The organism is Erythrobacter sp. S227 (assembly GCF_057364925.1).
The window spans coordinates 571243-594302 of sequence record NZ_CP200280.1; the positions used below are offsets into that span (position 1 = coordinate 571243).

The following is a 23060-nucleotide window of genomic DNA, read 5'->3' on the forward strand; positions in this document are numbered from 1 at the left end:
CCGCTAAGGACCCATGCCTGCCATGTTGACTCTTCCAAACATCCTCACTTTGTCGCGCATTTTTGCAGTGCCCTTGCTCGGCTTCTTCTTGTGGTGGCCGGATTGGAAGCTGGGCTATCTCATCGGATTTGCGCTTTATTGCGTGATCGCAATCACCGACTTTTTCGACGGTTATCTGGCAAGGGCGCAAGGAACGGTTTCGAAACTGGGTGTGTTCCTTGATCCAATCGCAGACAAGATCATGGTGGCCGCGGTTATCCTGATTCTGACGGCGCAAGGGTATTTGCGCGGGCCCTATGTGGGCGATCTGCACGTGATTGCAGGCGGCATTATTCTGGTCCGCGAGATTACGGTTTCGGGCTTGCGTGAATTTTTGGGCGGGATTCAGGTCTCTGTACCCGTCACCAAGCTTGCGAAATGGAAGACCACATTCCAGCTCGTGGCGCTCGGTGCGCTTATTCTGGGCGGCGCGGTCCACGGTCAGCCGTGTCAGTTACCTGATGCACCGGCGTGTGAGACGCTGGCGGAAAGCTGGGTGCATGTCGTGGGCCTTGCGAGCCTGTGGCTTGCAGCAGCGCTGACATGCATCACCGGTTGGGATTACCTGCGCGTTGGCCTCAAGCACATGGAATGAGGGTCACGGTGCCTCGCAAGGGAGTAGAGCGCGCGTTCTTCAAGGTTTCCCTAACGCGCGCTCATCCATGGCCACCCCTGGCTAAACTCTAATTATCGCCGCCTGATGCGCGCAACATTCGGGCCCGTCGCGGCGGCCGCTCTTGCGGGCTCCTTTTGCGGAGCCGGCTTTGCCCCACTCATTGCCCCGTTCATTTCTGGAGTCATTTCTGGCGTCTTTACACTTGCCAGCATGATCGGCTGATCACCCATCAGGTCCTGATCGCGGTGACGATCCAGACTTTGCTGCATCCGCGCCAGTTTTTCCTGCAACTCGGTATTTTCCCGAAGGAGCTGATCAGACTTGCTTGCCTTCCGCTGAAAAGTGGCCGCGTCCTTCTTCGTTTCCTCCAATTGTGTCTCGAGACGCTGAATATCGGCATGCGCACAATCGACCCGAAGGTGCGCTTCTTTGAGCTTGTCGCCATATTCGTGTACCTGTGTCCGGGTTGCAGCAAGTTCGCGCTTTAGTTTTTGGGCGTCTCTAACCGCAATAACGTGCTGGTCTTTCAGGAGCGCATTATCGTCGCTTAAGGAGTCATTGTTTGCCCGCGCTTCTTCAAGCAGTTTGAGAGTCATCCGGTGACTGTCGCGTTCCTGGCCAAGGCCGTCGTTCAAGGCGAAGATGCGCGCTTCTTGCGAGACTTTGAGGTCGGAATATTTGTTGCCCAGAACGCGGATTTCTTCCCGCGATGCTTCGGCATTCGTTTCCAGCTCGGCAATCCGGTCGCGCGCTGCATCGACTTCTGCCGACTTCTCCAGAAAAACCCGCTCTTTGCGCGATAACGCATCGGTGATTTCATCGTTCTGGTCTTTAAGTTGCACCACTTGCATCCGCAGGTCCTGTTCCTGCCGCATTAGGGTCGCTTGCGCCCGGTCGCGTTCAACCAGATTGGCGCGCAGGCAAGAGGCTTCGACCTCGGCTTTGTCCTTGGCCTCGCGCAGCGTATCAATATCGCGGCGCGCATCATTCAGCGATGCAACAGCAGTGCGAAGGCGGTCACTGATGCGCTCGGCCTCAAGCGCATTGGCGCTCGCCTCGCGCTGGCTTTTCTCATAATCGCTATAAATGCGCGCAAGGTCATCTTTCAGGCGTCCGATTTCGCGCGATGCTTCTTTGGTCTTGGCGGCCTCTGCGATTGTATCGCGGGTGGCATCTTCCAGCCGGTCGCGCAATGTATCGTTCTCCCGGCGAAGCGCGGCCGCTTGCCCTGCGTCCACTTCGAGAGCGCTGATATCCTCGATCATCTGATCGGCATCGCGGCGCGCATGCTCGATCTGGCGCATCAGAACATCAAGATTTTCGCGCACCTGCATCGGGCGCGAAGTGCGGGGCGCAGCGGGTAGAGGATCGTTGACCTCATGCTGGTCTGTCAGATCATCGGACCTGATTTCATCCTTCGCCTGGCTCATGCCAAGGAGGGATCGGAACTGGAAAGCGTTGGCCATAGTGTCCTCGCTGGTAAAAGGCTCTGTCTGGGCGCCGCGCATCAGCCGAAAAAATGTGGTGAACGCATTGCTTAAGAACAGGGTTACCCGAAAACTAACAAACGGATCGCTGATTGAGACCTGCGGGGCAGCCCTGAGGAAAGGGCCTTAGGGAAAAACCCGGGACGACCGGCTGCGGACAGCGCCTGCTCAGGGGTTTGACCTTGCGCGCATCGCTTGCGAAGAGGGTCGTCCGGGCGTGATCGGGCCCCGAACAATCCAAAGAATACGCAAAGGATGCGCAAAGGATGCAGCGGACCATGACAGCCTGGCGCTTTGCGATTGATCGCGGAGGAACCTTTACCGATGTGGTCGCGCTGACGCCGGGCGGGGAGTTGGTGACGGACAAGCTGCTTTCCGAAAATCCCGGACATTATAATGACGCGGCAAGCGAGGCCGTGCGCCGCTTGATGGCGGAATACGGCGAGGCCCCTATCGCAGAGCTAAGGATAGGGACGACGGTCGCGACCAATGCTCTGCTCGAACGCAAGGGCGAGCGGCTGGCACTGGCGATCACGCGCGGATTTGGTGATGCGCTAAGGATCGGGACGCAGGCGCGCCCGCATATCTTTGCGCGCCACATCATCCTGCCGGAGCAACTGACAGAGCGCGTGATCGAGGTGGAGGAGCGCGTGGGCGTTGATGGCGACATACTCACCCCGCTTGATGAGACTGCTGCGCGCGCAGAATTTGAGACACTGCGCAAAGACGGCTTTGACGCCATCGCCATCGTCCTGATGCATGGCTGGAAATACCGCGACCACGAAGCGCGCCTTGCGGCCATCGCAAGCGAAGTCGGCTTTGCGCAGGTGAGCACCAGCCACGAGGTCGCGCCCCTCATCAAGCTCATCCCGCGCGGGGACACGACCGTGGTGGATGCCTATCTCTCGCCCGTGCTGCGCCGCTACACGGATACACTGCAGGCTGAACTCCCCGGCTCAGGCGCGCTTCGCTTTATGCAGTCCAACGGAGGTCTTGCCGAGGTCGGCGCGTTTCGCGGGAAGGACGCCATCCTCTCAGGGCCCGCAGGCGGCGTTGTCGGCATGGTCGCGGCGTGCGAACCGATTGGCCACACTAAGCTTATCGGCTTCGACATGGGCGGGACGAGCACTGATGTTGCGCACTATGCTGGCGAATATGAGCTTACCGGCGATAGCGTGGTAGCAGGGGTGCGCGTGGCTGCGCCGATGATGCAAATCCACACGGTTGCGGCTGGCGGGGGCTCGATTTGCGAGTTCGACGGCGCGCGCTTCCGCGTCGGCCCACACAGCGCTGGCGCTGATCCCGGGCCTGCGTGCTATCGCAAAGGCGGGCCGCTGACCGTCACCGATTGCAATCTGTTTTTAGGCCGCATTGACCCCGCTTTCTTCCCAAGCGTGTTTGGCCCCAAAGGCGACGAACCGCTCGATTCGCAGGCCGCGCGCGCCGCGTTGGAGGCGGTTGCTGCATCGCTGCCTGAGCCAAAGCCACTGGAGGAGATTGCGGCAGGTTTCCTTGCCATCGCAGTCGACAATATGGCCAACGCCATCCGCAAAATCTCCGTCGCGCGGGGCCATGACGTCACCGAATATGCGCTTGCCTGTTTTGGCGGGGCAGGGGGGCAGCACGCCTGCAAGGTCGCCGATGAGCTGGGGATGGAGACGGTGTTGGTGCACCCGCTCGCGGGTATTCTGTCGGCTTTCGGAATCGGGCTCGCGCCGGTCAAGGCGATCCGCGAGGTCAGCCTTGTGCAGCCATTGGACGAGGATTTCGCCGCACCGCTCGCAGAGCTTGAAGCCGAGGCGCGAACCGCTCTGCTTGATCAAGGTATCGAGGAGGGCGCGATTAATATATCGGCCAAGGCAAGGCTGCGGTTTGAAGGCAGCGATTCCATGCTGACAGTGGACTGCGGCGATACAGCCGCGATGGACGCGTCGTTCCGCAAAGCGCACTTGGCGCAGTTCGGCTATTCTGACGATGGCGCGGGCATCATCCTTGAAGCGCTTAGCGTTGAGGCAAGCGGCAATTCCGGCGGGCTCGGAAGCGCAGAGGCGGCTCCTGTTGCTGTGGGAGCGGAGGCTTCGGGCAGCTGGCGCACAATCGAGCGTGCAAGCATGGGCGAGGGCGAGCGGGTCGAAGGACCAGCGCTTATCATCGACCCGGGTTCAACCACTGTGGTGGAGGAGGGCTGGCAAGCGGTTCTGGCCAAGGATGCAAGCCTCGTGCTGACCAGAGCCGTTCCTCTCGAACGTGAGCGCGCTGTGGGCACCAAGGTCGACCCCGTGCGTCTCGAGATTTTCAACAACCATTTCATGGCCATCGCCGAGGAAATGGGCGTGGTGCTCCAGTCCACGGCAACCTCGGTTAACATCAAGGAGCGGCTCGATTTCTCCTGCGCGTTGTTTGACGCCGAGGGTGCGCTGATCGCCAATGCGCCGCATATCCCTGTGCATCTGGGCAGCATGGGCGATTCCATTGCCCGCGTGATTGAGGCTCGCGGTGAAAAGCGGGACGGAAGGGGTTTCCTTCGCGGCGATGCTTATGTTCTGAACGATCCCTATCGCGGCGGCACGCATTTGCCTGATATCACCGTCATCGTGCCCGTCTTCTATAATGACGCCAGCAAGGCACCGGACGCATTCGTGGCGGCGCGCGGGCACCATGCGGACATCGGCGGGATCGCTCCGGGCTCCATGCCGCCGGAAAGCCGCGCTATCGAAGAGGAGGGAGTGATGATCGACAACCTTCTGATGGTGGACCAAGGCGTTTTTCGAGAGGATGCTGTGCGTAAGGTTCTTGCCTCGGCCAAATACCCGGCACGCAGCCCTGATCGCAACATTTCCGACCTTCGCGCGAAATTGGCCGCCTGCACGAGAGGAGCTGAATTGCTCACCGGAGCGGCGCGGGACCAAGGGGCTGAGGTTGTCGCAGCCTATATGGGCCACGTCATCGCCAATGCTGAGGAAAGCGTGCGGCGCTTGCTGGGCGAGCTGGAGGATGGGGCCTTCACCACCCATCTCGACAGCGGCGCGCAGGTTCAAGTCGCGATCCGCATCGACCGCGAGGCGCGTTCGGCGGTGTTCGATTTTACCGGCACCTCGGACCAGCTCCCCGACAATTTCAACGCTCCCAAGTCGATTACGCGCGCAGCGGCATTGTACGTCCTGCGCACGCTGATCGACGATGTGACCCCGATGAATGATGGGTGTTTGAAGCCGGTTGAGCTGATCGTGCCGGAAGGCTCCATGCTCAATCCGAAGCCCGGTGCGGCGGTGGTCGCGGGCAATGTTGAGACGAGCCAAGCGGTGACCGACACGCTGTTCGCCGCCACGGGAAGGCTCGCGCCTTCCCAAGGGACGATGAACAATTTCACCTTCGGTAACGCGCACCACCAATATTACGAGACGATCTGCGGCGGGTCCGGGGCGGGGCCTGACCATGACGGGACGAGCGCGGTGCAAACCCACATGACCAATTCGCGTCTCACTGATCCTGAAATCCTTGAAACACGCTTGCCGGTGCGGCTGGAGGAGTTTTCGATCCGGCGCGGGTCAGGGGGCAAGGGCGCTCACAGTGGCGGTGACGGGACTGTGCGGCGCGTGACCTTCCTTGAAGAGATGCGCGCAAACATGCTCGCCAATCGCAGGGCCGTGCCGCCGCGTGGCCTTGCCGGGGGCGAGGACGCACAGCCGGGCCGCAACTGGGTCGAGCGCGTCGATGGATCGCGCGAGGAATTGACCGCCACTGACAGCGCCGAGATGGGCGTGGGCGATACATTCGTTATTCTGACACCGGGAGGAGGGGGATACGGCCATGAATGAGGCTGAAATGGCAACCAATTACTGGCCATTGCTGGGCATCGCCTTGGTGGTGATCGGCTTTGCGCTGCGGTTCAACCCGCTCATGGTTGTGGTCGGCGCTGCGGTTGTGACAGGGCTTTTGGCGGGCATTGATCTCATTGGTGTTGTTGAAGCCTTGGGAAAGGCTTTTAACGACAACCGCTACATCTCTGTAACCTGGATCATTTTGCCAGTTATCGGCCTGCTTGAACGCCATGGCCTGCAGCAGCGCGCGCGTTCGGTGATCGAAAGCGTGCGCGGCGCGACAATGGGCAAGCTTCTTGTCATCTATCTCGGCTTTCGCCAGATCACCGCAGCTTTAGGGATGAAGGACATCGGTGGTCATCCTCAGGCTGTGCGTCCGCTGGTCGCTCCAATGGCCGAAGCAGCGGCGGAAAAGTCGCATGGCCAATTGCGGTCCGAAGATCGCGAGAAAGTCCTCGCCATGTCGGCGGCGACCGACAATGTCGGATTGTTCTTTGGTGAAGATATTTTCTTCGCAATCGCTTCTATCCTACTGATTCAAGGTGTTTTTGAGAGTTCCGGATACCCGCTTACTCCGCTTGAGCTTTCAGTCTGGGCGATCCCTACTGCGATCTGTGCCTTCCTCATTCATTCGTGGCGCATCAACGCCCTTGACCGGTCCTTGGGGAGGCGCGCGCCATGATTACCTATGAATGGCTATACTGGCTCGCAGGCGCGTTCTTTGCCTTCTGGTCAATTCTCAGCATTGGTGACAAACGCATTGGAAACGCTGCATTTTGGGGACTTTTGTCTATCAGTTTCTTGGCTGGTACGCATCTTGGCGATCTTGCCAATGGTGTGCTGGTGCTGGCACTGGTGGCGATTGCGGGATTGGGCGGATTGAAACGCTCCGACCCTGAGACGACAACGCCCGAAGAACGCTCGGCCTTTTCCGAGGCACTCGGCAACAGGTTGTTTGTCCCGGCTCTGATTGTGCCGATCACCGCAGTCGCAGGAACGCTGCTCTACAATTACACCCCGCTCAACGGGACTGGCCTGTTTGAAGAACGGCGCGAGACGCTCATCCTGTTTGGGGTCGGAGTGGTGATCGCGCTTGTTGCTGCGATGGTGTGGCTGCGTCCGCCATTGCTCGCGCCTGCTCAAGAGGGGCGACGTTTGCTTGACTCCATCGGGTGGGCAGCAATCCTGCCGCAGATGCTCGCCGCGCTCGGCGCGGTGTTTGCATTGGCAGGTGTGGGTGAGATCATCGGCGGTTTTGCAGGCGATATGATCCCCGAAGGAAGCATTTTCCTGACCGTTGTTGTCTTCGCGCTTGGCATGGCTCTGTTCACAATAATAATGGGCAACGCCTTTGCCGCCTTCCCGGTGATGGCGGCGGCGATTGGTATTCCGCTCCTGGTGGAAGGATACGGCGGCAATCCGGCGGTGATTGGCGCGGTCGGGATGCTCGCAGGCTTCTGCGGCACATTGCTCACGCCCATGGCGGCCAACTTTAACATTGTGCCCGCAGCGCTGCTTGAGCTTAAAGACCAGAACGCCGTCATCCGTCAGCAGGTAGGTACCGCGGTTCCGTTGTGGGTCTGCAATGTTGTCATCATCTATGTGGGGGCATTTCTTTTATGGAACTGAGCCTTACCAAGGATACCGCAAGCAAATTTGCCAGAATTGCGCTTGGCCATGTGGCGCAGGAATATCCCAACCAGCCTATGCACGCGATGGCTGAGGATGCCGATGCAAAGACACCGCGCGAACTGCATCCGGCGTTCTTCGGGAGCTATGATTGGCATTCCTGCGTGCATTCATGGTGGCTTTTGTTGAGTTTACGGCGGATATTTCCCAATATTTCTGAAGTATCAGGGATAACCGCTTTAGCGCAAACCACTCTGACGCAGGAGAAGCTTGCTGTTGAACGTGCCTACCTTGATCGCCCGACGGCGCGCGGGTGGGAACGGCCTTATGGCTGGGGCTGGCTGCTTTACCTCCACCACGAGGCAGAGCGGCATTCGGATCAGGAATGGGGCAAGCGGTTGGAGCCATTGGCGCGCGCATTTGCCAAGCGGCTCAAAGAATTCCTGCCGCTGCTGACCTATCCGATCACGGTGGGAACCCATTTCAACACCGCCTTTGCGCTGACACTGGCCCGCGAATGGGCGCAGACACGCGATCCTGAACTCCTTGCTCTCATTGACGATTGGGCGATGCGTAACTTCGCCCAGCGGTCTGGCTACGCAGGGTGGGAGCCAGGGGGTGATGAGTTTCTGTCGCCTGTCCTCACCTCAGCGTGCCTGATGAGTGACGTCATGCCGCCAGAGGGGTTTGCTCCCTGGTTTGAGGGTCTGGTCATCGACAACGGATGGGTGGAGCGTGAATGCGTGCCCGTGACCGTCTCAGACCGTAGCGATGGCAAGATCGCTCATCTCGACGGGCTTAACCTCAGCCGTGCCTGGTGCCTCCTCCGGATCGAACGCGCGCTCGGCAGGTCAGAGGCTTCGGACCTGCTCAAGGCCCGTGCCATGGACCACCTGACTGCGGCAATCCCTCATATAGCGGGTGACTATATGGGCGAACACTGGCTTGCGAGCTTCGCTTTGCTGGCGCTTCTGGAAACCCCTTAGAAACGCGATAGCAACCCAGTTTCGACACCTGTTTTTCTGCGCAAGGTTCAATGCCGGATTAACCCTAAACCGGATCGCGCCAAGGTCGCGCAAACGCTGGGAAATTACCTCGTTTTACAAGTGCCAGTAAGAGGTTGCTAACCATTCCTTCGTACATGCCCGTAGGTATGGATACGCAGAAACTCATCAGCACGCTGTTCGCCACAAGTGTTTTGGCGGCATTTACCCTTTCCGCACCTGCCATGGCAGAAGGCGTTGACGCAGGGTCACTCATTGAAAACACGGCGACCGCCACATTCGACGATGGCGAGGGTACGCGGACCGTCGACTCCAATACGGTGACCGTGCGGGTTGACGAACTGCTCGACGTGACGGTGACCTCGCAAGACAGCGGGCCCGTGCCATCAGAGCCGGGTCAAGGCGTTTTGACATTTGAAGTGACCAACCAGGGCAATGGGCCAGAGGAATTCACTTTGACCGCCAACCCTGCGGTCGCGGGCAATGATTTTGAAACAACCATCACGTCGATCGCGATCGATACCAATGGCAATGGCGTTTACGACGAAGGGGTCGACGAGATCCTGACCGGGCCAGAGACAACTCCTACACTTGCCGCTGATGAAGCCATCACCGTCTTTGTGATTGTCGAAGTGCCCGCAGGCGTCAACGATGGCGACAACAGTGATGTTGAACTCCTCGCCGAAGCAGTCACAGGTACTGGCGCGCCGGGGACAACGATTGCCGGAGCAGGCGTTGACGGCGGCGACGCAATTGTCGGTTCAACGGGCGCGTCGGGCACATCAACGGGTTCGCTCGTCATTGGCCTTACAGACGTCAATCTCACCAAGGCCGTAAGCCTTGTCGATCCGTTTGGCGGCACCAGCGCCGTTCCCGGATCAGTCGCAACCTTTACGATCACCGCTGAAGTCGTGGGCACCGGCTCGCTTGATAGCCTGGTGATCTCGGACGGCATTCCCGACGACACAACCTATGTGGCCGGCAGCCTCGCTCTGGACGGTACATCGCTCACCGATGCGTCGGGCGATGATGCAGGGGAGGCCTCCAACACAGCCGGAATTTCAGTCGACATCGGCACCGTCAATGGCGGTGACACGTTCGAAGTCACCTTCGACGTCACGGTCAACTGAATAAGAAAATATACCTGAAGGGTCAGACAAATGCGCAATTTCAAACAAGCTCTCATCACCGCAGCTTTCGCAGCGTCAGCGGCTTTGGCTAGTCCAGCGCTGGCACAAACGGAAAGCCCGGTAACGTTGTCGGGCGATGTCAAAGCTGTTGTCACCACGGTCGATGAAACCGGCGCGCAGACGACCGAGATGGTAACGCCCACCACGATTGTTCCGGGTGACCGCCTGGTGTTTGGCACAGACTATTCCAATTCGGGCGATGAGCCGGTGAAGAATTTCGTCGTCACCAACCCGCTTCCGGCACCTGTGCGTTTGGCGTCGGACGCCGATGCCGATCTCGATGTTTCAGTCGATGGCGGAAAGACCTGGGGGCCGCTCGCCTCACTCACCGTCACCCTTGAAGACGGCAGCTCGCGCAGCGCGCAGCATGCCGATGTCACTCACGTCCGCTGGACTCTGGCCGAAATCGCGCCGGGCGAAAGCGGCCGCCTCGAATATCCCGCCATCATTCGCTGATCGGACGCGGAAACCAACTTCGTTCTTCTGAACAGGGGGAACGCAAGCCGCCAAGCCTTGTGGGCGGAAGTTTTGACGCAGGGCACACACTCGCAAAGGACCACTTGCAATGAGACAATCTACCCGATTGCTGGGTGCAGTGAGCGCAGTCGCGCTTGTTGCAATGACCAGCACGCCGGCTCTCGCAGTCGGCACAACAGCAGGGGATACGATCACGAACTCCGTGTCGGTCTCCTATCAAGTTGGGAATGACCCCAACACAACACAGACTGTAACAGACAGCGACACGTTTACGGTTGACCGCCGTATTGATGTCAATGTCACTTTGACCAGTGCAACTCCTGTTCAGGTGGCACCGGGCCAGGTTCAGGCTGTTCTTGCCTTTGATGTTACCAACCTGTCGAACGACACGGTTGATCTTGACCTCTCGACTGTCCTGACCGGCGGAACCGCTGCCAACATCGAGAACATCACGATTTATCGTGACCTCAATGGTGATGGCGTTCTCGATCAGGCCGAAATCGACGCTGGAGCGATCACGTTCCTCGACGAAGTCGCTGCTGACGATGGCACGGGCACGCAAACCCTCGAAGTTATTGTTGTTGCTGACATCACTACCGATGCAGTTAACGGCGACACCTTCGACGTTGTTCTGATCGCAGATGCGCACGAAGCTGGCGCAGCTGGCCTTGGCGCTGAAATCAACGCAACGAGCGGTGCTGACACTGCTGGTGTCGACACGGTTCTGGCCGATGGCACGAGCACTGCTGAAGAAGCCGCCAATGCAGGTGACGATTCAGCCGAGGGTACATTCTCGGTTGCCGGCGCTCTTGTGTCAGTCGTCAAATCCAGCCGTATCGTCAGCGATCCGGTGAACGGCACGACCAACCCGAAAGCCATCCCTGGCGCTGTGATCGAATATTGTATCGCAGTAACAAACGCGGGCGGCGCTGCTGATGCAACAGCCGTTTCGGTGAACGATGACCTTCCGGGCGATGTGACCTTCACGCCGGGCTCGGGCATCTTCCTTGGCACAGCCACCGTCGACAGCTCGGGTCCAACCCCGGTTGCGACTTGTAGCGGCGGCACGGATGAAGAAGGCGGCGATGCCACCTTCACGGCTGGCGGTGCTAACGGTGCTGGTGTGATTGCGGGTACGCTCGCTGACATTCCAGCAGCGACCACCAGCTCGGTCTATTTCGAAGTCACGATCAACTAGATCGCTGATTTAAAACGATAATAGACCCATGCGTGTGTGCTCTTCTTTGAAGCGTTTGGCAGCAGGACTCTCTGTAGTCCTGCTGCCATTCGGCATGCCTGGAGAAGACGCATTTGCGCAAACAAATACCACTGATGCCGAAGTGATCGGCACAGTGACAAATACGGCTCAGGCCAGCTGGCTAGTAGGGGGGCGCCAGCGCGAAACGGCCTCGAATACGGTTGAGTTTGACGTCACATTGCCCCCACCTTCGATTCGGGCGTTTCGTCCGACCCCTCAGGGCGATGTTGACCTCAACTTCCGCGCACCTTTGTGTGCAGCAAGCGCTCAGGGCCCGGCATCGGGCAATGGCGGCGGAACTTCTGGTGATGTTGAGCTGACGCCTAGCGAAGGCATGGCTTCTGTCACGTCCACGATTTCGCCGGGGCAAACTCTCCTGTTCGAAATCACTGCGCTTGCAGCCAATATCGACAAGGATGCCGAGGACCGGCTTTCAGTGACGATCACCACCTCCACAGGTGATGAAGAAACGCTCACAATCTTCGAGACCGGCGCAAATACCGGCGTGTTCGTGGGTCAAATCGGCACAGCCCGCATTCCGCCTCTGCCGGCGTCTGGCGATTGTCAGCTTAGCATCAATGACGGCGCGACGATCTTTATCGAAGCAACACTTCCCAATGAAACCAATGTTCTGGTTGAAACACAGGTTGAAGTTCTTGCCGATCCGTTTGGAGTTGTCTTCGACAGCGAAACCGGCGAGCCAGTATCTGGCGCACGCGTCTCGCTGGTCGATGCGATTACTGGCGCTCCTGCAACTGTTTTTGCCGAGGACGGCGTAACGCCGTGGCCTTCGACGGTGATTTCGGGTGAGCCTATTCCTTACGGCAATGGCCTCATCCACACACAGGAACCGGGCGAGTTCTGGTTCCCGCTGACAAATCTTGGCGATTACCGCCTCGTGATCGAGCCGCCAGAGCCTTACACCGCGCCTTCGGTTGTGAGCCCGGCAAGCCTTGCACAGCTGAGACGACCGGACGGACGCGCCTTCGTCATTCTGGACGCGTCATTTGGTGATGCCTTTACGCTGCTTGATCCCACTCCGGTGCAGGTGGACATTCCGCTGGATCGTCCGGGCACCGACATCGGCCTTGTCAAAACGGCGTCACGTGACCGCGTGCAGCCCGGCGATGTTGTGTTCTATTCGATCACTGCGACCAATACTGATCCCTCGCGTCCAAAGCGCGGTGTGGTTCTTACCGATACGCCGTCTTCAAGCCTTCGCTTCCGCCCTGATACGGTGCGTGTGAATGGCGCTGAATCGCCTGATACAGTGCAGTTTGCGCCCGATGGCCGCACGCTCACTATTACGCTTGGCGATCTGGCGGGGGGCGAAAGTGTCCGCGTGACTTACGCAATGACCGTGCGTCCTGATGCTAATCCGGGCCAAGCGATTAACGAGGCTGTGACGGTGGACTCTGTTGGCCGCGTCACCCGCGCTGGAGCGGTCGTGGATGTCGAGCGCGAGACGATCGCTGACCGCATGACGATCATCGGCCGCATTACAGCTGGCCCGTGTTCAGTGCGCGATAGCCGCGACAATCCGCGTCCCGGCGTTCCCGGTGTCCGCGTAGTCATGGAAGATGGATCTTTCGCGATCACCGATGCCGATGGCCGCTATCACTTTGAAGGCGTTGTGCCCGGCACGCACGTTGTTGCGGTTGCCGGTATGACTGTGCCCGAAGGCGGCAAACTTGTTGATTGCCACCGCAACACCCGCAGCGCCGGCAGCGCAAGCTCGCGCTTTGTCATCGGGCAGGGCGGTACGCTGGCGGTTGCCGATTTCCACATTGCTTTCCCTGAAAGCACGCAAGCCCAAGTCGACGAAGCTCTTGCCGCATTGGCTGGACAGGCTCGTCCGGATGGGGAGAGTGCGCGCGCCATTAATGCAATCGCGGGCGGCTCTGGCAATGCCGATATCGACGGCGTTGCACCACTGATTGATGAAGGCAGCCTTACCCGTGCAGGTGTTCTTGAAAGCACCGCCAATGCGGCTGAGGGAGCAATTCCTACCTATGCGCCAAACACCGACTGGATCGCGCTTGGCGACGGCGAAGATGGCTTCCTGACGCCTGGCCTCACTGCGAACCCGCGTTCTCCCGCGATCCGCGTGGCAATCCGTCACCGCCGCGGCCAAACGATCAAGCTTCGCGTCAATGGCGAAGAGGTGAGCGGCCTTGCGTTCGATGGCACTTTGACCCCTGCACAAGGCCGTTTCGCGGTCAGCACATGGCGCGGTATCGTCCTTGAAGGCGAGCGCACCGTGCTCGAAGCGGACGTTGTGAACTCGTTTGGCGGCGTGAACGAAACTTTCACCCGCGAAGTGTTCTTCACCACGACGCCGACCCGTGTTGAGTTGGTGCCAGAGCTTTCCAATCTTGTTGCCGATGGCCGCACGCGTCCTGTGATCGCGATCCGCGTCCTTGACCGCAACAACCGCCCGCTTCGCGAAGGTGTCAGCGGCAACTTCACCCTCAACGCGCCCTATGAAAGCGCCGAGCAGGTGGACCGCCAGCAGCTGAACCAGCTCACCGGCTTCACGCCAAGCCAGGCACGCTGGGTTGTTGAAGGCACTGACGGTATCGCTCGTATTGAGCTTGCACCAACCATGGTGTCCGGCTCGCTGCGTCTCGATTTCGACTTCAACGATGGCGAGTTGGTGCGCGAGCAGCAGCTTGAAACCTGGGTTGTTCCCGGCGACATCGAGTGGACCATCGTTGGCCTTGCAGAAGGCACCGTAGGCGCCCGTTCGGTTGCAGAGAATATGGAGCGGGAAGGCCGCTTTGACAGCGATCTTGGCGATGATGCGCGTGTCGCGCTTTACGCAAAGGGCCGCATTCTCGGTAAGTTCCTGACCACCATCGCATACGACAGCGCCAAGCAGCGCGAAGACCAGCGCGTATTGGGTCAGCTTGACCCGAATGCCTATTACAGCGTCTTCGCCGATGCATCCTCGCGCCGTTTCGATGCTGCAAGCCGTGAAAAACTCTACGTCCGGATCGAAACGTCGACCTTCTACGCGCTCTATGGCGATTTTGAGACCGCTTTCGATCAGACCCGCCTTGCCCGCTACAACCGCACCGCGACCGGTGTGAAGGCGGAAGCGCGCGTTGGCCAATTCAAGGCGAGCGGTTTTGCCGCTGACATCTCGACCCGACTTCAACGCGAAGAGATCCAGGGGCAGGGCATCACCGGTCCTTATCAGCTCGGCAGCCGCCGCGTGCTTGCAAACTCGGAGCGTGTGACGCTTGAAGTGCGCGACCGGTTCCGTCCAGAGCAGATCGTTTCAACGACCACTCTGACGCGCTTCCTCGACTATGATGTCGACCTGCTGACCGGCACAATCACTTTCACGCGCCCGGTTTTGAGCCGCGACGAAAATCTGAATCCGCAATTCATTATCGTCGAATATGAAACCGATGGTTTTGGCGAGGGTGAATTGAACGCAGGTGTCCGCGCAGACTGGACCAGCGAAAACGGCCGCATCCGCATCGGCGCCAATGCCATCACCGACAAGGGTGAGGGCGCTCGCACCGACCTTGGTACGCTCGACCTTCGCGCTAACATGGGTGACAACACCGAAGTGCGCGGCGAACTGGCTCTAAGCCGCCGCGAAGGCGAAACCGCAACCGGCTGGCTTGCCGAAGTGCAGCACCAAACCGGCAAGGTCGACATCCTCGCTTACGCTCGTGAGCTGGATCAGGATTACGGCATTGGTCAGCAAAACGGTGTTGACCTTGGCCGCCGCCGCTTTGGTGTCGATGGCCGCGTGTTCCTGGGTGACAATTTGAGCGTTCTTGGCAGCGTTTGGCAGGATGAAAGCCTTGCAGACAGCTCGCGCCGCCGCGCTGCGCAGACACAGCTTAACCTGACGCGCGCCGATACCGATTTCCGCGTTGGCCTCACGCATTTCAATGACCGGCTGGCGGACGGCACAACCAACACCTCGACCGTGCTCGAAGGCGGCGTGACCAAGCGTTTGCTCAACAACTCACTTGAACTGTCCGCATCCACCGCAATTGCTCTGGACGAAGCCGAAAGCCTCGACCTGCCAGCGCGTCACCGCATTGGCGCTCGCTATGCGATTGCCAATGGCGTCCGCCTTGTGGGCACTTACGAGATTGCCGACGGCGAAAACATCGACGCGCGCACCTTGCGTGGCGGTATCGAGCTTACTCCGTGGCAGGGTGGTCAGGTGATCACTTCGCTTGGTCAAGAGAGCGTTGGCGAGCTTGGCAACCGCACATTTGCCGCCTTCGGTCTTGCCCAAACGCTTCAGCTTACCCCTGAGTTTTCGCTTGATGCGACCATTGACGGCAACCGCACTTTGAACGGTGCGCCAGACACCGCCGACCTGATCAATCCACTTCAACCTGCTGCCTCTGGCGGTCAGTTGACCGGTGGCCAGCTCTTCGAAGACTTTACTGCTGTCACTTTCGGCGGCGCATGGCGCAAAGACCGTTGGAGCCTGACGGCGCGCGGCGAATATCGCGATGGCGAGCAAGCAGACCGCTACGGCGCAACCTTTGGTGGTATCCGTCAACTGGGCGAGGGCAGCATTGTCGGCTCTGGCATCACCTGGACCCGTGCCAAAGACGAGCTTGGCCCGGAAGTCGAGATTATGGACGCAGCGATTGCCTTTGCTCACCGTCCGGACGCCTCTGAAATCGCGATGCTTGGTAAGCTTGAGTATCGCAGCGACAAGGTCACCGGCGGTATCGCTGGTGAAGCAGGCGGTGCAGGTGCAAGCGCCCTGATCGTAGACGGCGATGCAACCTCACGCCGCGTGGTCGCAAGCTGGTCCACCAATTGGAGCCCGCGCGATTGGGACGAAGACCGCAACGGCGTAGCGCGCGAAAGCCGCCGCAATGAATTCGGCCTGTTCCTTGGTGGCCGTTACAACTTTGACGAGTTCGAGGGCACTGAGTTCTCGGGCACCACTGCTTTCGTTGGCGCAGACGCTCGCATCGGTATCGGAGAAAAGTTCGAGATCGGTGCAAGCGCAACCGTTCGCGCAAACCTTGAGGACAATGTGACCAGCTTCTCATACGGCCCGACCGTTGGTTTTACGCCTGTGGACGGCATGCTCGTCACTGTCGGCTACAACGTCGAAGGTTTCCGTGATGGCGATTTCTCAGAAGCGCGCAACACCGACAAAGGCGTATTCGCAGCCGTCCGTCTGAAGTTCGACACCAGCAGCTTCGAGTTTCTGGGGTTAGGGCGATGAGCGGGCCGATGATCGTCAATTCTTGTAACAATACAGCCAGGGTAAACGCGCTGTTTACCATCCGCTCTTATGCAGGCGCGATGTTTGAACGCGCCTTTTCTGCTGCGAAAGTACTCGGTGTCTGGGCGAGCCTTGTATTTGCGCTATTTGTGCTTCAGCCAAGCACAGCCTTCGCGCAAAGTCAGGATATCGATTGGGCTGATGCTGGCGCTGCTAGTCAAGGCTCACTTCCATCAGGGACACAGGTCACCGGTTCTGATGGCACGGTTGCAACAATCACCTGGTCGAGCGAAACAACTGGTCCCGGTACTGTGGTACCAGGCTTTGCGACAACATTCGTCAGCTATTTCAATGGCACAATCGGCGGCGCACCATCGCCGCTGCTGCTGAGCTTCGACAATCAGGAATATGATCCAGCTGACAAGATCACGATGACGATCGATCTAAGCAGGGCTGTAACCGGGCTTACTTTCTCGATTGGCGACCTTGATGCCGGCGGTTTCACCGATGCGATTGAAGTCTTTTACGCGGGCGATGCAACGGGCGCTTTTACCAACGCGGCGGTCGATACTTCACTTTGGACGATAGGCACGTCGCTTCAGAGAACCAATGACGCGACGGTCAACGGATGGACCGGGATTGCAGGATCTTCAACCGCGAACACAACCGGTAATATCAATTTCGACTTTGGCAGTCAGGCGGTTCAGCGCATTCAGATTGTCTATTTCAGTTACACCGGGACAGGCGATCCTTCTGCGCAGTTTATTGGATTTTCTGATCTTGCCTATTCAGAGCCAGGCGCTGATCTTTCGCTCACAAAACAATTGCTCGGCTCACCGCCTAGCAATGGCGGTTTCGCCACATGGCGCTTAACCGTCACCAACTCGGCTGTGTCTGAGATCAATGCCGACGGTATCGTTGTGCAAGACACCTTGCCCAGCGGCATCGCCTTTGACACCGCCGATGGCGATGGGACCTTTAACAGCACGAACGGTCAGTGGAACGTTGGCACCTTGGCTCCTGGTCAAAGCGCGACGATTAACATCACAGGCGAAGTCACTGCGTCGCAGGGGACAACGATCACCAACATCGCAGAAATTATCGCCAGTAGTGCCGAGGACCCCGATTCCACCCCGAACAACGCCGTATCATCCGAAGACGATTTCGCGAGCAGCTCTTTCGTCGTTGCGGCCACGCCTTCTGGAGGCACTCCGCCGGTTCTTCCGTGCCCTGTTGGGGAAACATTGTTCGACTGGGATAGTGTAACCTGGCCCGGAGGCAGCCTCAACAATTCCTATTCGCTGGCAAGTTTCGGGACCATTTCGTTCGATATTGTCACCGATGGCAATTTTGTCTCGCGCGGTAGCTTTGGCGGAGCGGTTCCTGCTCTCACAACAGCCGTTTCCGGCGGCCTCAACCCTCAAGAGCTTGCGCTTGCGTTCAACCAGAACAATGACAACCGCCAACAACAAGCGGTGACCACTATTGATTTGCCGCGTGTATTTACGGGTGCTCAATTCGCTGTCTTCGATATCGACCGGTCGGGTACTTTTGAAGACCGTGTGACGGTCTATGGCTTGCTGAACGGTGTCAGGGTCAACGCGATTTTGACCAATGGCTCTGCAAACCAGATTGTTGGTCCTTCGCTGATCGGCAGCGGTGGCGCTGGTGACTCAACGGCGAATGGTACAGGTGTTTTCACGTTCCTCGACCCGATCGACACCATCATCATCGAGTATGGCAATGGGCCCGGTGCGCCAAACAATCCATCAAATCAGAGCATCGCAATCCACGATATTTCGTTCTGCACCCCTTCGGAAGCCGATATCACGGTAAGCAAGGTGAGCTCGATCATTGCCGACCCTGTTAACGGCACGAGCAATCCAAAGGCTATTCCCGGTGCGACTGTTGAGTATCTGATCACCGTCACAAATATCGGCAATGGCGCAGCTTTCACAGACACCTTGTCAGTCCTCGACAATGGTCCAGCGGACGCAAGAATGTGCCTGATCAGCCGTCCTGGTGGGCCAATAATTTTCAGCGATCCGGGCGGCAATTCTAACCTGACTTACGCTTTTGCAAGTCTGGGTTCGGGCGTCGACGATGTGGAGTTTTCCAACAATAATGGAGCTTCATTCGTCTATACGCCGGTTGACGATGGAACAGGCTGCGATGCCAATATTACTGATTTCCGAGTGAACCCGGACGGTGCTTTTGCAGCGGGTGCAACCTTTACCATCACGGTACGATACGAAATCGAATAGGCTGTCGTTGCCCTGCAACAGCCCCGCGAATCGACCTCGCATTGCAATGCGTATTGCTGCGGTGCAGCAAAGGCATTGACCACTTGAAGCTTTCCACTACACCTTGGGAACATGCACTCCCCAATCGCTCCGGGCGCGCCTCCGGCGTTTGCCACTTTTTCACAAGAGACGGCATTGGCCCTGTTCCTCGATTTCGACGGCACTCTGGTTGAGCTTGCCGAGGGGCCAGACGCGATTTCACCCATTGCCCAATTGGCAGAGCGACTGGCCCGCCTGGCGGTCCGCATCGAAGGGCGATGCGCCCTGATCAGCGGGCGTTCGATTGCCGATATCGAGCGCCACCTTGGACCCGTTGGCATTGCGATTGCCGGGTCGCACGGGACAGACATTCGCAGCGCTTCAGGCGAGGTTTTGGGTGAGGCGGCGAAGCACCTGCCTCCGGAAATCGAAACGGCGCTAAGAGGCTTTGCGGCCGAGAATAGCGTTGATTACGAGCACAAGGCCCATGGCGGCGCACTTCATTACCGGAGCAATCCGGCGATGGAAGAGCGGGCGGTTGCCTTTGCCAATGGTCTCGCAGCAAAACACGGTTGGACCGCGCAAGGTGGCAAATGTGTGATCGAGATCGTGTCGGGCGGCGGCGACAAGGGAAGCGCGGTGCGCACCTTTATGCAGACACCCCCGTTCAAAGGCGCGCGGCCAATTTTCATCGGCGATGACCTGACCGATGAGGGAGGCTTTGCCGCGTGCGAGGCCCTTGGCGGGGCCGGTATTCTTGTCGGCGAGCGCGAGGAAACTTGCGCGCGCTATCGCCTTTACGACGTATCTTGCGTCCACAACTGGTTGGAGATTTAACGCTTGTCGCACACTTCAAATCTGGAGTTATGGCCAATTGGCAATTGTCAGGTGTCCGGCCTGATTGACGATACGGGCGCGATCGTGTGGGGCTGTGTCCCGCGGGTTGACGGGGATCCGGTGTTCTCGGCCCTGCTTAACGGGGATCAGCGAGAGGCAGGCATCTGGCGCTTTGAACTCGAAGGGCAGGTCAGCGCGCACCAGGAATACATCCGCAACACGCCGATCCTTGTGACGACATTGGAAGCCGATAACGGGACCGCGGTCGAAATCCTCGATTTTGCGCCGCGTTATGAAAGCTCAGGCCGGATGTATCGGCCCGTTTCCTACGCCCGGATTGTTCGCCCGATCAAAGGGCATCCGCGGATCAAAGTGGTCCTTAAACCCACCAAGAATTACGGTGCGGGCCTCGCTGAAACGACGAGCGGTACGAACCATATCCGCTATCTTGCAGGCGAGCATGCGCTGCGCCTCTCCACTGATGCGCCGGTCGGCTATATCATGGAAGGGCGCACCTTCCGGATTGAGGAAGACACACATTTCTTCCTCGGCCCGGATGAACCCTTCGTTGGAAACTTGCGCGAAACGGTCCGTTCGATGGAGCAGGCGACACGCAAATATTGGCAACGCTGGGTCAGAGGGCTCTCTATCCCGCTCGAATGGCAGGAAGAGGTGATCCGCTGCGCGATAACGCTCAAACTTTGCCAGCACGAAGAAACAGGCGCGATTGTGGCCGCGCTTACCACCTCGATTCCGGAAGCTGCCCATTCAGAGCGCAATTGGGATTACCGCTACTGCTGGATCAGGGACAGCTATTATACCATCCAGGCGCTTAACCGGTTGGGTGCGCTCGATGTGATGGAGAAGTATCTGGGATACCTGCGCAACATCGTCGATGGCGCGCGCGGGGGGCAGATTCAGCCGCTTTATTCCGTGATGGGTCAAAGCGAGTTGAATGAGACCACGGCCAGCTATCTGGCGGGTTATCGCGGGATGGGGCCGGTCAGGCGCGGGAATGCCGCCTACAAACAAATCCAGCACGATTGTTATGGCCAGATCGTCCTGCCAAGCGCGCAAGGCTTCTTTGACAAGCGCCTGATGCGTCCTGCCGATGATGCCGATTTTGCAAGCCTTGAAGAGGTTGGCGAAATGGCGTGGAACATGCACGACCAGCCCGACGCCGGCCTCTGGGAATTCCGGACGCGCGAAGAGGTGCACACTTATTCTGCTGTGATGAGCTGGGCGGCATGTGATCGCCTCGCCAATGTCGCAGAACATCTGCAAAAGCCGGACCGTGCATGGCTCTGGCGAGAGCGCGCCGACAAGATTGCAGCGACCATCGAAGAAAAAGCATGGAAGCCGGATAGCAGCGGCGAGGGCGGTCATTACGGGGCCAGCTTTGAAAGCGATTATCTGGATGCATCGCTCCTCCAAATGGTGGAGCTGCGGTTCCTGTCGCCTGATAACGAGCGTTTCAAGCACACCTTTGCCGCCGTCGAAGAACACCTGCGGCGCGGCGACCATATGCTGAGATATGCGGCCGAAGACGACTTCGGCGCGCCAGAGACGGCTTTTAATGTGTGCACATTCTGGCTGATTGAGGCATTGCATCTTGCAGGCCGCAGCGACGAGGCGCGAACCTTGTTTGAAACCATGCTCAGTCACACCACGAAATCCGGCTTGCTTAGCGAAGACCTCGACTATGAGACCGGCGAACTTTGGGGGAACTTCCCGCAAACTTATTCCTTGGTTGGAGTAATCAACTGCGCCGGGCTCTTGTCCAAGCCGTGGAGTGAAGTGCGATAAGCCGTCTAGTCGTCATCTCGAACCGTGTTGCCGTGCCAAAGGCGCGCGGCGTTGTCGGTGCGCAAGGTGGACTTGCAGGCGCGCTTAACGCAGCGCTTAAAGATCGCGGCGGCGTTTGGTTCGGATGGTCAGGTCAGGAAAGCGACGATCGGACCGGCAATATGGACCTCCAGCGAACCGATGGAGTGACCACAGCCACCATTGATCTCTCCAAGCAGGAGCTGGACGAATACTACAACGGCTACGCGAATTCGACGCTTTGGCCGCTTTTCCATTACCGGATTGATTTGGCGCGTTTCGAGAACAAGACCGGCGAAAGCTATGAACGGGTAAATGATCGCTTTGCGGAAAGCGTGATGCCGCTGATCGAGGAAGAGGACCTTGTGTGGGTCCACGATTACCATCTGATCCCGCTGGGTGAACGCCTGCGTTCGCGCGGGGTCAAGAACCGGATCGGCTTCTTCCTTCACACACCGTGGCCGCCCACACGATTGCTCACCTCGCTCCCGTTCCATGAGCGGTTGGTCAAGACCATGCTGTCCTATGATCTGATCGGCTTTCAGACGCCCGAATGGCTGTCCAGCTTTGTGCATTATTGCGAAAACGAGCTTGGCGCGAAGGTTGACCACGAGACGGGCAAGATCACTCACGAAGGCCGCACAACCACGGCGCGCGCCTATCCGATCGGGATCGATTGGGAGCATTTTCAGGCCGAGGGTGCCAAGCCCGAAGCGAAAGATGCAGAAAAGCGCTTCCTTGCCTCTATCCGCGGCCGGACGGGCATGATCGGGGTGGACCGCCTCGATTATTCCAAAGGCCTGCCCGAACGGATCGACGGCATAGGCCGCTTCTTCGACGAACACCCTGAGCTTGTGCGCGATCTAGTCTTTATCCAGATCGCCCCGCCGAGCCGCGAAGATGTGCAAAGCTATCAGGAAATCCGCGGGCTGCTTGAACAAAAAACCGGGCAGATCAACGGCGCGCGCTCCGAGGTTGACCTTGTGCCCATCCGCTATGTCAACAGGGGTTATTCCCATGCCGAGCTGTTCGGTTTTTTCCGCGCGGCCAAAATCGGCTGCGTGACACCCTTGCGCGATGGAATGAACTTGGTCGCAAAGGAATATGTCGCAGCGCAAGACCCCGGGGATCCCGGCGTTCTGGTGCTGTCCGATTTTGCCGGTGCTGCGTATCAACTGGACTGCGATGGCAAAGGCGCTCTGCTCGTCAACCCGCACAGCCCCGATGCGCTGGCCATGGCAATCGGCAAGGCGCTTGATATGCCATTGGAGGAGCGCAAGAGCCGTTATCAGGCGATGATATCGACGATCCGCGATGACAATGTGCGTGAATGGACAACGAATTTTTGCAACGATCTGGCCGAGGGATAGCG

14 protein-coding genes are annotated in these 23060 nt (G+C 58.7%); 13 read left to right on the forward strand and 1 reads right to left on the reverse strand.

The genetic code is table 11. From position 1 onward, the window contains the following. Nucleotides 1-22 precede the first annotated feature (22 nt). A complete protein-coding gene (gene pgsA, locus AC0V6Q_RS02730) occupies nt 23-634 on the forward strand; it encodes a CDP-diacylglycerol--glycerol-3-phosphate 3-phosphatidyltransferase (RefSeq protein WP_486166893.1) in 612 nt (203 codons plus the stop codon). Between the two features lie 92 nt (nt 635-726). On the opposite strand, the gene AC0V6Q_RS02735 is transcribed toward pgsA, so the two are convergent. Next, complete coding sequence (locus AC0V6Q_RS02735) at nt 727-2121, reverse strand: hypothetical protein (RefSeq protein WP_486166894.1); 1395 nt, start codon at nt 2119-2121, stop codon at nt 727-729. A 299-nt stretch (nt 2122-2420) separates the two neighbouring features. Here AC0V6Q_RS02735 and AC0V6Q_RS02740 point away from each other — a divergent pair, with 299 nt between their 5' ends. The 12 genes from AC0V6Q_RS02740 to AC0V6Q_RS02795 all read left to right on the forward strand — a co-directional run bounded on the left by AC0V6Q_RS02740 (nt 2421) and on the right by AC0V6Q_RS02795 (nt 23058). After that, nucleotides 2421-5960: a hydantoinase B/oxoprolinase family protein gene (locus AC0V6Q_RS02740; protein ID WP_486166895.1), complete on the forward strand. Its 3540-nt coding sequence runs from the start codon at nt 2421-2423 to the stop codon at nt 5958-5960. Then, nucleotides 5953-6645, forward strand: a complete 693-nt coding sequence (locus AC0V6Q_RS02745; protein WP_486166896.1) for a DUF969 domain-containing protein — start codon at nt 5953-5955, stop codon at nt 6643-6645. The genes AC0V6Q_RS02740 and AC0V6Q_RS02745 overlap by 8 nt, the downstream gene beginning before the upstream one ends. Then, nucleotides 6642-7592, forward strand: a complete 951-nt coding sequence (locus AC0V6Q_RS02750) for a DUF979 domain-containing protein (RefSeq protein ID WP_486166897.1) — start codon at nt 6642-6644, stop codon at nt 7590-7592. Before AC0V6Q_RS02745 ends, AC0V6Q_RS02750 begins: the two co-directional genes overlap by 4 nt. Further along, a complete protein-coding gene (locus AC0V6Q_RS02755) occupies nt 7583-8578 on the forward strand; it encodes a DUF2891 domain-containing protein (protein WP_486166898.1) in 996 nt (331 codons plus the stop codon). Before AC0V6Q_RS02750 ends, AC0V6Q_RS02755 begins: the two co-directional genes overlap by 10 nt. 167 nt (nt 8579-8745) lie before the next feature. Further along, the gene (locus AC0V6Q_RS02760; protein WP_486166899.1) at nt 8746-9726 is read left to right on the forward strand and encodes a hypothetical protein; all 981 of its coding nucleotides are present in this window, start codon (nt 8746-8748) and stop codon (nt 9724-9726) included. Nucleotides 9727-9756: 30 nt separating this feature from the next. Beyond that, nucleotides 9757-10242 (forward strand): hypothetical protein, encoded by a 486-nt coding sequence (locus tag AC0V6Q_RS02765; protein WP_486166900.1) that lies wholly within the window; start codon nt 9757-9759, stop codon nt 10240-10242. A 109-nt stretch (nt 10243-10351) separates the two neighbouring features. Further along, nucleotides 10352-11461: a hypothetical protein gene (locus AC0V6Q_RS02770; RefSeq protein WP_486166901.1), complete on the forward strand. Its 1110-nt coding sequence runs from the start codon at nt 10352-10354 to the stop codon at nt 11459-11461. A gap of 28 nt (nt 11462-11489) precedes the next feature. Further along, nucleotides 11490-16745 (forward strand): isopeptide-forming domain-containing fimbrial protein, encoded by a 5256-nt coding sequence (locus AC0V6Q_RS02775; protein WP_486166902.1) that lies wholly within the window; start codon nt 11490-11492, stop codon nt 16743-16745. Then, entirely contained in the window at nt 16742-19009 is a 2268-nt protein-coding gene (locus tag AC0V6Q_RS02780; RefSeq protein WP_486166903.1) for a DUF11 domain-containing protein, read from the forward strand. Before AC0V6Q_RS02775 ends, AC0V6Q_RS02780 begins: the two co-directional genes overlap by 4 nt. A gap of 111 nt (nt 19010-19120) precedes the next feature. After that, on the forward strand, nt 19121-19864 hold the full coding sequence (gene otsB / locus AC0V6Q_RS02785; protein WP_486166904.1) for a trehalose-phosphatase: 744 nt from the start codon (nt 19121-19123) through the stop codon (nt 19862-19864). 3 nt (nt 19865-19867) lie between these two features. Continuing rightward, a complete protein-coding gene (locus tag AC0V6Q_RS02790) occupies nt 19868-21670 on the forward strand; it encodes a glycoside hydrolase family 15 protein (protein ID WP_486166905.1) in 1803 nt (600 codons plus the stop codon). After that, on the forward strand, nt 21667-23058 hold the full coding sequence (locus AC0V6Q_RS02795) for an alpha,alpha-trehalose-phosphate synthase (UDP-forming) (RefSeq protein ID WP_486169235.1): 1392 nt from the start codon (nt 21667-21669) through the stop codon (nt 23056-23058). The genes AC0V6Q_RS02790 and AC0V6Q_RS02795 overlap by 4 nt, the downstream gene beginning before the upstream one ends. Nucleotides 23059-23060: the final 2 nt, after the last annotated feature.